At 49.0% G+C, this 12,018-nt stretch carries 13 protein-coding genes; 6 read left to right on the top strand and 7 right to left on the bottom strand.

Annotated elements, in window-relative coordinates:
• Nucleotides 1-136: 136 nt before the first annotated feature.
• Nucleotides 137-1,399 (bottom strand): methyl-accepting chemotaxis protein, encoded by a 1,263-nt coding sequence (locus D3P08_RS10465; protein ID WP_240647434.1) that lies wholly within the window; start codon nucleotides 1,397-1,399, stop codon nucleotides 137-139.
• 276 nt (nucleotides 1,400-1,675) lie between these two features.
• Here D3P08_RS10465 and D3P08_RS10460 point away from each other — a divergent pair, with 276 nt between their 5' ends.
• On the top strand, nucleotides 1,676-2,083 hold the full coding sequence (locus D3P08_RS10460; RefSeq protein ID WP_338068717.1) for an O-methyltransferase: 408 nt from the start codon (nucleotides 1,676-1,678) through the stop codon (nucleotides 2,081-2,083).
• A gap of 257 nt (nucleotides 2,084-2,340) precedes the next feature.
• Complete coding sequence (locus tag D3P08_RS10455) at nucleotides 2,341-4,731, top strand: sensor domain-containing protein (RefSeq protein WP_119599643.1); 2,391 nt, start codon at nucleotides 2,341-2,343, stop codon at nucleotides 4,729-4,731.
• Between the two features lie 47 nt (nucleotides 4,732-4,778).
• Here D3P08_RS10455 and D3P08_RS10450 read toward each other — a convergent pair whose 3' ends face one another.
• The 3 genes from D3P08_RS10450 to D3P08_RS10440 all read right to left on the bottom strand — a co-directional run bounded on the left by D3P08_RS10450 (nucleotide 4,779) and on the right by D3P08_RS10440 (nucleotide 7,068).
• Entirely contained in the window at nucleotides 4,779-5,696 is a 918-nt protein-coding gene (locus D3P08_RS10450) for a TIGR03943 family putative permease subunit (RefSeq protein ID WP_119599642.1), read from the bottom strand.
• Nucleotides 5,693-6,709, bottom strand: coding sequence for a permease (locus D3P08_RS10445; protein WP_119599641.1), 1,017 nt, complete (start codon nucleotides 6,707-6,709; stop codon nucleotides 5,693-5,695). Before D3P08_RS10445 ends, D3P08_RS10450 begins: the two co-directional genes overlap by 4 nt.
• Nucleotides 6,710-6,870: 161 nt before the next feature.
• The gene (locus D3P08_RS10440) at nucleotides 6,871-7,068 is read right to left on the bottom strand and encodes a DUF5325 family protein (RefSeq protein ID WP_119599640.1); all 198 of its coding nucleotides are present in this window, start codon (nucleotides 7,066-7,068) and stop codon (nucleotides 6,871-6,873) included.
• 139 nt (nucleotides 7,069-7,207) lie between these two features.
• Between D3P08_RS10440 and D3P08_RS10435 the strand changes: the two genes are divergently transcribed.
• Nucleotides 7,208-7,426 (top strand): alpha/beta-type small acid-soluble spore protein, encoded by a 219-nt coding sequence (locus D3P08_RS10435; RefSeq protein WP_119599639.1) that lies wholly within the window; start codon nucleotides 7,208-7,210, stop codon nucleotides 7,424-7,426.
• A gap of 119 nt (nucleotides 7,427-7,545) precedes the next feature.
• Here D3P08_RS10435 and D3P08_RS10430 read toward each other — a convergent pair whose 3' ends face one another.
• Nucleotides 7,546-8,532: a metal-dependent hydrolase gene (locus D3P08_RS10430; RefSeq protein WP_119599638.1), complete on the bottom strand. Its 987-nt coding sequence runs from the start codon at nucleotides 8,530-8,532 to the stop codon at nucleotides 7,546-7,548.
• A gap of 95 nt (nucleotides 8,533-8,627) precedes the next feature.
• On the opposite strand from D3P08_RS10430, the gene D3P08_RS10425 reads away from it, so the two are divergent.
• Nucleotides 8,628-8,933, top strand: a complete 306-nt coding sequence (locus D3P08_RS10425; protein ID WP_119599637.1) for a hypothetical protein — start codon at nucleotides 8,628-8,630, stop codon at nucleotides 8,931-8,933.
• 2 nt (nucleotides 8,934-8,935) lie between these two features.
• Here D3P08_RS10425 and gerQ read toward each other — a convergent pair whose 3' ends face one another.
• Nucleotides 8,936-9,520, bottom strand: coding sequence for a spore coat protein GerQ (gerQ, locus tag D3P08_RS10420; protein WP_240647410.1), 585 nt, complete (start codon nucleotides 9,518-9,520; stop codon nucleotides 8,936-8,938).
• A 458-nt stretch (nucleotides 9,521-9,978) separates the two neighbouring features.
• On the opposite strand from gerQ, the gene cyoE reads away from it, so the two are divergent.
• Entirely contained in the window at nucleotides 9,979-10,836 is an 858-nt protein-coding gene (gene cyoE, locus D3P08_RS10415) for a heme o synthase (RefSeq protein ID WP_119599636.1), read from the top strand.
• Between the two features lie 31 nt (nucleotides 10,837-10,867).
• Nucleotides 10,868-11,476, top strand: a complete 609-nt coding sequence (locus tag D3P08_RS10410; RefSeq protein ID WP_119599635.1) for an SCO family protein — start codon at nucleotides 10,868-10,870, stop codon at nucleotides 11,474-11,476.
• Here the strand turns inward: D3P08_RS10410 and D3P08_RS10405 are convergent.
• The gene (locus D3P08_RS10405) at nucleotides 11,473-11,844 is read right to left on the bottom strand and encodes a ribonuclease M5 (RefSeq protein ID WP_119599634.1); all 372 of its coding nucleotides are present in this window, start codon (nucleotides 11,842-11,844) and stop codon (nucleotides 11,473-11,475) included. The genes D3P08_RS10410 and D3P08_RS10405 overlap by 4 nt on opposite strands.
• Nucleotides 11,845-12,018 lie beyond the last annotated feature (174 nt).

Raw genomic sequence — 12,018 nt, 5'->3', positions numbered from 1 at the left:
CATCATCCGTTCTGTAGTTGTGATATGTGAACCGATTACTTTTTATTGTGCCGACAAGCGAACGGATCATGCGTCATTCCGGACATGAAAAAACCGACTTTAGCGAAATTGCCAAAGCCGGTTAGCATTTTTGATATTATTTCATTTTGAATACTTGAATCGTTCGTTGCAATTGCGTTGCCATCGTCAGCATACGTTCTGTCTCTTCCACGACCGCTTGAACGGAAGAAATTTGCTCATTCATCGAAGCGGATACCTGCTCCGTTCCCGCTGCGGATTGCTGTGTAATGGCGGAAATGTTCTGAATAGCGGCCGAAATTTTTTGAGCGCTCTCAAGCATCGCGTCGCTTTCTTGAGAAAAAGCATAAATCTGATCGGTAATAAAGCCGATGCTTTGCTCAATCTCTTTAAATACAAGCTCAGATTGACGAATGTGCTCCGTTTGAAGCTGTACGACTTCTTCGTTGACCTTCATGTTGCTGATTGCTTGACGAATTCCTTCGTCGATGCTTTTGACGAGATTGAATACTTGCTTTGTCGAAGCAGTTGATTCTTCGGCCAGCTTTCGGACTTCCTGCGCAACCACCGCGAACCCGCGGCCGTGCTCGCCGGCTCTGGCTGCCTCGATCGATGCGTTGAGCGACAGCAGATTCGTTTGTTCTGCGATGTCGGAGATCGTCGTTGTAATCGCGGAGATGCCTTGCGCTTTGCGCGCCAAATCTTCAATCGTCTCGGACACTTTGGCGGTAGCTTCAACGTTGCGCTTCATGCCTTCGGCCTGAACCTCAAGCGCCTCGCGGCCTTTGTCCACCAGCACAATCGTTTGCTTCGATTTGTCGTTCATGACTTTGGTGGAGTTCGCATATGCGGCTACCTTTTCTTCAATCGCATTGATCGACTCGCTCATGCCGGAGACATCCTCAGAAATTTCGTTCGCCCCGGTCGCCAGCTCGTTCGCCGAAGCGGCCACTTGCTCCATTGCGGTCTTAATATTGTTGTTTTTATCAAAGATACTGCGGCTTGTGTCTGCGACATGCTTAATGATGTTCGATGTCTCGGACAGAATATCGCGAAGCTTGTCTACCATGCTGTTAAAGGCATGCCCCAGCTCCCCGGCGCCGGATCCTGAAGCCGTATCAATCTTCTGAGTAAAGTCGCCTTTGGCGATCCGGTAAGCAGCCCCTGAAATTTCGCTGAAGGACTGCGTGATGGATTTCTCGATGAACGATACGAGCGGGAAGGCCGCGATCGCAAGCACGACAGCCCCGATCACGACAGCGAGCACTTTGCCGCCAAGGATAGCTGTAGTAAGGATTGTTACAATGGCAAAAAGCGCTAAATTGAAATAAGTCGTGACCAATAATTTATTGCGCACTGATAGCGAGTAGTACCATTGAATCATTATGTAAGCGCTCCTTTATATAGAATACCCATATTATAGCACTAGTGGGGAATGCGGTCTATAATTGTCGAAATATTCCCGAGCAAAGTTCTGGTTCGAATTTCTTACAAAAATAGGCCTAAAAACGCAATGAGAAATTCGGAAAATACAAAAAAATTTTTCGGTGAACATTGAAAAGGATAATGTTACCATATGAACGAAGATGTAAGAAAAAGAGGAAATATGTCGAAAGAATTAAAATCATGTTGGTTTGAGGAGGAACTGAAGTTGGAAGTGAATTCGTTATCTTTAGCCCGCCAGGTAGACTTTGTATTTAGACAATTGGAAGGAGAACTAACGAATGCAGCGGCAGGGACGGTATTGATCCATATCCGGAATAACGCCGTCGGCAAATTCGGCCTCAGGCACCATCCGATTGAAACGAAGGACGGCAAGATTCAAGGATGCGAAAAGGGACTTACGCGCGAGCAAGTGCAGGCCTTTCGTCAAATGGCCATCGAGGCGCTTAAATATAGAAAGGACTGGACGCACGGCGAAATTTTATACGATTTCTCGGTTCGACCAAGCTCGAATTCCTGGTCCGCGAGCATACTTTATGAATCGAACTACAATATGGCGGCATGGAACAACCGATACGTTCCTCAAGCAAGACCGCAGCATATGTTCCGCGAATATGTATAGCTCGTAACGGGCAGGCAGCCGGAGCCGGCCTCTCCATCTATAGATCGAGAGAAGCCGGTTTTCTTGTCGGACGTTTCAATATTTTTCCTAGAGCTTGCACAAGGCGATGCTCTTCAATTTAGTACGTCAAATGTCGAAATAAATATAGCAGGCAAACGGATGATTTGTGGTGCTTTAGTCCTGCTTCCGGTTATCCCTTGCCAGTACATTACATAGCAGACATTTAAGCAGCAACAGCAGAAAGGGTGAGTCCAGACATGTATGAATACGAGACCGTTCTGCTGATCATTCTGTTCGCCGCATCGATCCAATATTTAATGGATACCGCGCTTGTTATTATTCGGCGAAATCCGAAGCAAGTCGAATATCGTTTGGCTTTTTTTACGACGGGCATGCTAGCGGTTATGCTTATCTTTCACGGTATCCAACAGCTGCTTTCAGTCCGGCATACGATTGATGTTACCGTATACTTTGTTTACCCTGCAGCGATTTTAGCGACATGCGGGGGCTTCCTGCTGCATGTAAAGGCCGCCATAATGAACCGCCTTCTGCCTAAACCTGTGTGGATTGGAATTTCAGCAGTCCCGATGATGTATTACGTTACCGCCCTTGTCATCAAAGGCGAATCGTTTTTCGCAAGCGGGGTCGAGGTGGAAGCAGGCTGGAAACAGATTGTATTTGCCGAGGGCAGTTCTTATTTGAGCATCCTTGTTGGTTGGTTCTCGGTAATGAATTTGTTCATCAGTATTTTCGCCATTAGCCATTCAACTAACCGTAATGGGAGAAGCCGCGGCAAGGTGCTGCTGAAAGCAAATTTGTTTTATCAAGCTTTTGCTGCCGTCTTGATCGCTGCATATTTTGGTCTCCCGGAGCAATATTCGTTCCCCATTTCCGTCATCTACTTGGCGGCGGCTGTATGGGGCGCTTCTTTGCGTATTGTGATGAAACACGATTTTCTGCCAATCGAGAGAAAATACGAGATGCTTTATCATTTATCGCCGGCTGCCATTGTCGTTATGGACCGCAATATGGTCGTCAAAGAAGCCAATCCCGGAGCTGTAAAGCTTTTTGGCTTTGATCATGAAAAGGAACTGATCGATCAGCCCTTGTCCGAATTTCTGCCGAAGCGGGATTACGTTTCGGTCAGAAACGAGTACAGCCGTTTATTTTCGCATAAGGATTGGTCGAATCGGGAGCTTGCCATCATTAACCGTCGGCAAGAGACGAGACTGGTTAGCGTGGATACCCAAATGATAGAGGACGGCGAGCAGTGGCGGATATTGGCTATCATTCGGGATGTTACGAGACAGAAGGAAGAAGAGCAAGCCTTCCAATTTATGGCTCACCATGATGCGCTCACAAAGCTGCCTAACCGCTATTTCTTTAATACCGCGCTTGAGAAGGCACTTGCAGAAATTTTGCCGAAACAGGGTCTGATCGGCGTTCTGCTTATCGATCTTGACCGGTTTAAGCTCATTAACGATACGCTTGGACATTCAGCGGGCGATGAGGCGCTTATTCGAGTGTCGGACCGGCTCCAGCAAACGATGTCTGATATGCATTTGCTCGCAAGGCTTGGCGGCGATGAGTTTATCGTCTTGGTCCGATATACGCATGAATATGACGAGATCATTCGAATGGCGGAAGAGATTTTAGCAACTTTCCAGAACCCGATAACGCTGCTGGGGCAGGAGTTCTTCTTCGGCGGCAGCATCGGCATTAGTGTGTATCCTTATGACGGCGATTCAACGGATGTTTTGATCAAAAAAGCGGATATTGCCATGTATAACGCAAAGCGAAGCGGAGGCAATCAATACCGGCTTTACAGCGACGATATGATGCAACTGGTGCAGCGGAATGTCCGGATGGAAAAGCACTTAAGAAGGTCGCTCGAACGAAATGAATGGGTGCTTCATTATCAGCCGCAATACGATATCCGTTCCGGAAGGCTAATCGGCGCGGAAGCGCTTATTCGGTGGCAGTCGGAAGAATTGGGGCTCGTATATCCCGGAGATTTTGTTACGCTGGCGGAGCAAATCGGACTCATTAATGAAATTGGGCGTTGGGTTATCGAGGAAGCTTGCAGACAAGGCAAACAATGGATGGACGAAGGCTGGGATGACTTCATGATATCCGTTAACGTATCCTCTAAGCAGCTGGACGAGCCGTTTTTCGTCAAAAACGTGCAATCCATTCTGCAAAGCAGCGGGCTGCATCCCTCCTATCTTTGTTTGGAAATTACGGAAAGCATGGTCGTGAACAAGCTTAACGCCGCCCGGTCGATGCTGGACGAGCTTGTCGAGCTTGGCATTCATATCGCGATCGACGATTTTGGCACAGGCTACTCCTCATTAAGCGTACTTCGGCAATTGCCGATTTCAATAATAAAAATTGATCGCGCTTTTATAACAGACATGGTAAGAGACCGTGACGGGCTGTCAATCGTCAAAACGATTGTATCCATGGGACATGAATTAAATAAGCAAATTGTAGCCGAAGGCGTTGAAACGGAGGAGCAGCTGCAGCACCTGCATCGACTGAATTGCGATAAGGCCCAGGGTTATTACTTTCATAAGCCCCTGCCGGTGGCAGATATGGAAGCTTTGTTAGCGCAGACGGGCGAGCTGCGTCATCGGGCTCAGAAATAAACGAAGCGGAATACCGGATCCATGGGTCCGGTTTCCGCTTCGTTTCGTTATAAACCGAATTCTAAATCAGGATATACGTAAGGGGATTCAGGTGCGGGAATGCGTTCGACTTTTATGGCTTCGATCGCGATAATTTCATTTTCCCCGTATTGCGTTAACGTTAGTTTGCCTCGTACGGTCACCCATTCGTCTTCGGCGTAATGACCGGCTTTTGGCCATAAGGTCATTAATCCGTAAGGCAGCGCGTCAGCGGAGCAGCAGTTCATGGCGAACCGGCTCACCGCCATCTTGCCGCTTCCCATCTCCTCCTCGCGGTATACGAAGCCGCTGATCTCGACCTCTTTGCCGAGCAGAGCGCCCCGATATAGATCAAGCGTCGTTAACGTTTCAATAAATTGCTTGTCCGGTACTGTAATTAGGGATTGCTTATACAGCTCCATGCCGAGTTTGGCGTGGTCCGCCGTATATTCGTCGTAAGGAAATAATTGCTCCAGTGTTGGAGAAAGGGAAGGCTGCTCATCTGCCTGAGTTGCGGGCGATTGATCATGCCATGCGGTACTCGGCTTGTTGTCCGCTACGCTTCTGCTTACCGTTTCACTTCCTGTAAAGCTGATCCCCTTTTTTTCCGCCAGCGCGCTCCCGAGCGTGCCTGCGGGAACCAGAAACACGAGCAGCAATGGAAATATAAACAATCCGTACATAACAGCGTTTTTAAACGGGGATTTGTGATGCGATTGACCGCAGCCGCAGTTTTCCGTATGCGGGTGGTTATGCCTGCGCAGCCGCGCCTGCAAAGCGGCATAGACCTGATATACGGATGCCGCATACAAGCCAAGCGCGGTGAGCTTTACGAGCAGCTCCATCCGCGGCGCAATGTAAAGCGTCATTTGTTCTGTCCGGAACAGGTATACGATCATAAACGCGAAACCGGCAAGTATGACGGCGCGAACGAAATGATGGATCATAACAGCACCTCCGCCAGCGCGGCCCCGGCCAGTGTGAGCGTAAAGGCAAGCGCAATGAGGATGAGGACGATTTTAACCTTGAAGGTCGAAAGCATCATAAGCATGTTTTTCAAATCGATCATCGGGCCGAACACTAAAAAAGCGAGCAGCGGACCGGATGTAAAAATGCCTCCGAAGGAAGAGGCGATAAAGGCGTCGGAGGTCGAGCATATGGACAGGATAAACGCAAAAACCATCATGAACAGATAAGACAATAACGGCTGTTCCGCGAACGCGGCAATCGTGCCCCGGTCGACGACGGTTTGAATGACCGCGGTGAGCAGAGCTCCGATGATTAAATATTTGCCCATATCAAAAAATTCGTCAGACGCGTGCGCCAAAGTCGAGGACCACTTATTTAAACGGCCTCGCTTGATCACGGGCAGACGGCCCTCCCTATGAAGAGAACCTTCGTTATGTACGCCGATAAGCGGGCTGGCTTTCAGAAACTTGACCAACAGAAAGCCTATAACCGTTGCTACAGCAAGACCTAAAGCCATTCGGGCGTACGCTAGCTCAGGCGTTGATCGGAAGGCAAGATAGGTCGATGAAAAAACGATTGGGTTTACAATTGGACCGGCAAGCAAATAGACAATTCCGATATACGCGGGCATACCCTTCCGAATAAGCCGTCGGATGACCGGAATCATGCCGCATTCGCATAGGGGGAAGATAATGCCTAACAGTCCGCCGAAGACGATGCCGAGAATGGGATGCCGAGGAGTAAATCTGCGGATCGTCTCATCGGAGACGAACACTTGAAGAAGGGCCGAGAAGATGACTCCTATCATAATAAACGGGAAGGCTTCGAGCAAAATGCTGACGAACAAAATATGAAAGGATTGCAAATTTGCGGCGCTGAAGAGCGATAACAAGGCTTCGGGAGCATTTCTGTTCACGACGATGAGCGCAAGCATTACCAGGCAGCCTGCTCCAAGAACAGGTGTGCCAAGACGATACAGCAGCTTTTGCATGTTCACGTATCCTCCGCTTATTAGTAATTATTACGATATTGGTTTTACCTTATCATATGCGGCTTGTACGCACAATAGGACAGGATGATGGATTCGTCCTGGCTAAAAGGCGCAAAAAAACGGCTTTTGCTTGAGCAGAAGCCGTCTTTGGTGATGCAGCATTATTCTTTTTCAGCTTGCTCGGCTGCTTCCTTGCGTTTTCTAAGCCGAGCCTTTGTTATAAATCCGGCGCCGATGCTGAACAACGATAGCAAACCGAACAGCGCTACAAGCCAGCCGTTATGGCTGATCGAGATCGCGGTTGCGCTCATAAACAGGACGGATAAAGTGGCGAAAAATAACGACAGCGATTTGGACATCATATCTCTCCTTACACCATTTCATAAAGGTCCTAAAAATATTTATTTCACAGCTAGCATAGTTTCGTTCGAGATGCACATAATAACCTTGCAAGCTTGCAACACATCAAAGTGCAGAGGACGAAAGGAGAAAATTCCTATGGCATCGAACAGAAGAAGTAACCAACTAGTTGTCCCACAAGCATCGCAAGCGCTGGAACAAATGAAAATGGAAGCTGCTCAACAGCTTGGCGTTCAAATTCCTCAAGATGGTTACTACGGTAACGTATCTACTCGCGACGCTGGATCGCTTGGTGGTTACATCACAAAACGTCTTGTACAAATTGCTGAGCAACAACTATCTGGCGGTAACCGCTAATCGCTTCTTATACACAATTGTAACGTAAGCTTGAGGTCCAAGGGAAACCTTGGACCTTTTCCCGTTCCGTAATGAAAAGCCCCTTCCATTGTGCAGGAAGGGGCTGCTTTTCGTCAATGTCAATACGTATCCATTCGTAAACGCTTGTTCAAGCGCTCTTCGCTCAGCCAGCCTACATATGAACCGACTGTTTCGTACTGCTTATTCATCAGAAGCACGCCGACAAACGGATATTGCTTCCGATGACGGTACCGCACATCGGACCATCTGACCTCATACCCCCAGCTGTGCTCTTTCACGTCCGCGCAAGCAAAGCTTGTGAAATAGAGAAATGATCGGATAGCCGGGTCGCTTTTGGACTTTTCTACGGCTGGATGCGTTGAACATTTCGCTTTATCCAGCCAACGCAAAGAGCTGCCGCGCAAATTGCCAATGTGGAAGGTGCCGTCTTCAGACTGCTTGACAATATTCCAAATCGATAAGGAGATGGTCGGAATCGCGATATACGTATCCCCTTTTTGATGCTCCGTATCCAGTCGCGAGAGCCTGCTTACGGTTTGGCGGGCCGCATATGTCCGCCATACGTAATAAACAATTAACAGCAGGTACAAAACCGGAAACAGAATGGCGGGATTTACGAGACCGGCCGCCCAGAGTAAAATGGCTATGATATGAGAGGTGAAAATGATGGGATCGAAAATATGGATAATATTCCATGAAATCCACTTCTCATTGAAAGGCCTCATCGCTTGCGTGCCGTACGTATTGAATAAGTCGGTTCCCACATGCACGACAACGGCTAGCAGCACCCACGCTCCGACATGGAGCCAAGGCAAGCTTCCGCGGTAAATGAGCTGAAGCAGCCCCGTAATCGCGATTGTCCATAAGAGGATGGCTGGAATGGAATGGGACAAGCCGCGGTGATTTCGTATATAGCAGGCATTCCCGCGTACCCGCAGAAGGTTATCGAAATCCGGGGCTTGAGAGCCAACAACGGTGCCAAGCAAGACGGCGGTGTGGACAGCCGGGCTGGCTGCAACGACGGGATCGATCATGGCTAGTCCGCCAAGTCCGATCCCCATAACAAGATGTGTTCCAGTATCCATAAAGCGTGAATGCCTCCCTGATCGTATTGATTAGGGATAGTATCAACGAAGTTTGTTTACTTTATCAATATGTAGGAGAAGGAGACTCCAACCAAATGTATATTTGTTTTGCGGAATATAAAATTATGCCGGGGGAAATCGAAAATTACCGGATGAAAGTGGAAGAGCTGCGGAAGGCTGAAGCGAGATCTTTCCAATTATACGAGGGAACGGATCAGCCTGGGTTATTCGTAGAAATCTGGCACGCGGATAATGAGGAGGAAGCGGAGCGGGTGAAGGAAGAACGTCTTGACGAACGTTCTCCCTGGTCCGCGCTGTCGCAATGGATATCGGGGGGGACGGCTAAGCTCCACGTATGGACCTTCAAACCGGTGTTGCCCAAAGCGACATTGGAATCGTAAGCTTAACCGCCGACTGGTGTGGATTGCGTCACAACCTGGCCTTGGAACGGATATTCGTAAGCGATAGGCTCATCAAATGTGACGTAATCAAGATTTAGCATGAGCAGAAGGAAACGCGTGCCCGTTGCGGGGTCGCTAATAATGATATGATCCCTGCCTGCCGCCTCAATAATTCCTTTGAAAATTTTGGCGTTCCATTCGCGATTGTTTTCATAGGTCATGTAGAATGTGGCGAGCTTACCGCGGTTGAGGCGCAAAATATTTTCGACGTAGGATTCTTCAATGGCCGGGAGCGTAGTGGCCATGCCGCCGCCCGGTGTAATTGCTCCGCTTGGCATTTGCGGAGGCGTAGCCGCTTGAGCCGCTTGGAAAGTGCCGCCCATTGCTCCCATTTGCATAGGAACCTGCCCTGCCTGAAATGCGCCTCCCATTCCTCCCGACTGTGTTACGGCAGCCGCGGCTGCAGGCAAAGCGGAGATCGTCGCCGCCCGCTGGTTGTCGTAAGGCAGCTCATAAGGATAATATCCGCCTCCGAAGCCGTAAGTGTGCGGTGTTTGAAGCTGTTGATTAAATCCATAATTCGTCATGCTGTTAATCCTCTCTTTCACGCGTGTGAGATGTTCCGTGAGGTGCACGGAATGTAAGAAACGGCTGGACAATCGCTTGCTGCGGGAATGTAGAAGCAGTGAGACTTAAAGCGGCCGCTTTTTCGTTAGATAAGGATTTCGCTCCACCAAGTCTTCAAAGAGCGTATGTTTTTTTCCGTATTCGCTATTATGACGGCCGTTGATAAGATCCCTTCACTTCCCCTCGCGATCCGTTTAATCAAGTAGGCGTTCGCCACATGGTTATTGTATTGACTGGGCGGGCGTTTGGTTACTAAAGAAATACAAATGAATTGTCACAATTTGAGTGTCGAATTATTGAACAAAGACGGCGAACGTTGTCACCGCTTTGTTTTTTCGGTATGATTAGATTCGATTCATCAATGAAATGGAAGACGTGCGTTCAGCGCGTCTTGTCGCATACTTAGGAGGCTTGCTTTGTGTTTAAGGATTTGATCGCGTTAACAAAACCGCGGCTCCTTCGTCTAAATATGTTTGCGGCGCTTGGCGGTTTTTGGGTGGCGTCCAAATGGGATCTTGATTATATGCTAATGATATGGATGCTGATCGGCTCGACCTTAACCATGGCATCCGCCACCGTCGTGAACAACTATTGGGACCGTGAATTGGATCAAAAGATGGAGCGCACCAGAAATCGCACGCTGCCGATGGGCAGAATGAAGCCTGGTGCCGTTTTGACATATGGCCTCGTGCTCGGAGTCGTCGGGATTGCCGTATTGTTCTTGCTCGTCCATCCGATTACCGGCTGGCTCGGCTTGCTGGGCTGGTTCGCCTATATCGTAATTTATACGATGTGGCTAAAGCGCTCCTCGACGTGGAGCACGTCGATCGGAGGCATTTCGGGCGCAATGCCTCCGGTTATTGGCTACTGTGCCGTAACGGGCGAGGTTGATGCAGGCGCTTGGATCTTATTTGCTTTCTTGTTTCTATGGCAGCCTGCGCACTTCTGGTCGCTCGCGATACGCCGCGTTGAGGAATACCGGGAAGCCGGGTTTCCGCTGCTGCCTGTCGTAAAAGGCGTCAAGCGGACGAAGCTGCAAATGATTCCGTATGTGCTGCTGCTGCTTCCAACCGTAGTGCTGCTATACGTGTACGATTATGCGGGCATTTACTTTTTGATCATATCCGCTGCTCTTAGCATTCTGTGGCTGATTCATACGGTTAGCGGAATATCGGCTAAGGATACGGAGAAATGGGCTAAAGTCAATTTTCTGATTTCTGTCAATTACCTGATGATTGTGTTTATCGCAATGATCCTTGATACGACAAGGGGCTAAACAGACATTCGTGAGGGAGGAAACAAGGGGAATGAGTTTTTTGAAGAAGCACGGCTTCAAAGTTGCCGTACTCGCTTTATGCGCGGCAATGGGCATTTATTTATTACTTACTTACGTTTGGAAACCAGAGGAACCGCTGCCGGTCGAGATGGCCGCGCCGGCTTTCGAAATGAATGATATTGACGGCAATCCTGTTTCATTAGAATCGACCAACGGCAAAGTCCGTATTATCTATTTCTACTTCGCCAATTGTCCGGATGTCTGCCCGCCGACCACTTTTATGCTGTCCGAAGTGCAGGAGAAGCTGAGGGAGCAAGGCAAGCTTGGCGATAAAGTGGAGCTTATCTCGATTACGTTCGACCCCGAGCGGGACACGCCTGAGGTGATCCGGGAGTTCGCGGAACGGACGTTTGTTGAATTCGACGGCTGGAGATTCCTGCGCGGCGAAGAGGAGGCTACGATAAAGCTCGCCCAGAGCTACGAGGTTCCTGTTATTAAGGATGAAGCGAGCCAATCGTTCAGCCATTTCAACGTCATTACGCTTGTCGACCAGGAAGGACAAATTCGCAAATGGATTAACGGCAGCGGCGAGGAGACGACAGCAGATTATATTGTAGAGCAGATCAACAGGCTGCTTTAAAATTCATCTTTGTTCCACATGGAAGCGGGATCCGGCGCAGGATATACAATATGCGCGTCGAGTCCCGCTTTTTCTAATTGCTGGATCAAATATTCCTCCGGCGTATGCTCCACGCCCGCATAGCCTCTTCGGGTATAGATATGCTCGGCATCGGGAAACACGTCGCGCAGCATGCCTCGAATCCGTTTGCCCGAGGAATCGTTGTCGGTGAAAATAAAGACGTCTCTGTCTCCGACCTCTCTGCGCAATTTCTCCAGCTGATCGGTTCCGGGCGTTCCAAATGTGCAGAAGATGGCTACGCCGTCGTCCAATACGCGCCGCAGCTTGCTTTTATCGTTTTTTCCTTCGACTACAATAACGTACTCCATCTTAATGACCCTCCCGTCACCAGTATTGTACCACCAAACCGCTAGCTTCAAAAATAAAACGGCCCGCATCGGCGGGCCGCTTCTATAAAATATAATCTCAATTAAAGGCTCACCAGAAGCCAGCGCATGCAATTACGACGAGCAGAATGAACAATACTAGGATCCCGACCACAT

The sequence above is a fragment of the Paenibacillus nanensis genome, assembly GCF_003583765.1.
Lineage (GTDB): Bacteria > Bacillota > Bacilli > Paenibacillales > Paenibacillaceae > Pristimantibacillus > Pristimantibacillus nanensis.
The sequence above is the reverse complement of the archived record's forward strand: the minus strand, read 5'-3'. Positions and strand labels throughout refer to the sequence as shown.

Excerpts from the sequence above, each read along its gene's own strand:
- D3P08_RS10455 (WP_119599643.1), top strand. The coding sequence starts at position 2,341 with ATGTATGAATACGAGACCGTTCTGCTGATCATTCTGTTCGCCGCATCG.
- D3P08_RS10450 (WP_119599642.1), bottom strand. The coding sequence starts at position 5,696 with ATGATCCATCATTTCGTTCGCGCCGTCATACTTGCCGGTTTCGCGTTT.
- D3P08_RS10445 (WP_119599641.1), bottom strand. The coding sequence starts at position 6,709 with ATGCAAAAGCTGCTGTATCGTCTTGGCACACCTGTTCTTGGAGCAGGC.
- D3P08_RS10440 (WP_119599640.1), bottom strand. The coding sequence starts at position 7,068 with ATGTCCAAATCGCTGTCGTTATTTTTCGCCACTTTATCCGTCCTGTTT.
- D3P08_RS10435 (WP_119599639.1), top strand. The coding sequence starts at position 7,208 with ATGGCATCGAACAGAAGAAGTAACCAACTAGTTGTCCCACAAGCATCG.
- D3P08_RS10430 (WP_119599638.1), bottom strand. The coding sequence starts at position 8,532 with ATGGATACTGGAACACATCTTGTTATGGGGATCGGACTTGGCGGACTA.
- D3P08_RS10425 (WP_119599637.1), top strand. The coding sequence starts at position 8,628 with ATGTATATTTGTTTTGCGGAATATAAAATTATGCCGGGGGAAATCGAA.
- gerQ (WP_240647410.1), bottom strand. The coding sequence starts at position 9,520 with ATGACGAATTATGGATTTAATCAACAGCTTCAAACACCGCACACTTAC.
- D3P08_RS10410 (WP_119599635.1), top strand. The coding sequence starts at position 10,868 with ATGAGTTTTTTGAAGAAGCACGGCTTCAAAGTTGCCGTACTCGCTTTA.
- D3P08_RS10405 (WP_119599634.1), bottom strand. The coding sequence starts at position 11,844 with ATGGAGTACGTTATTGTAGTCGAAGGAAAAAACGATAAAAGCAAGCTG.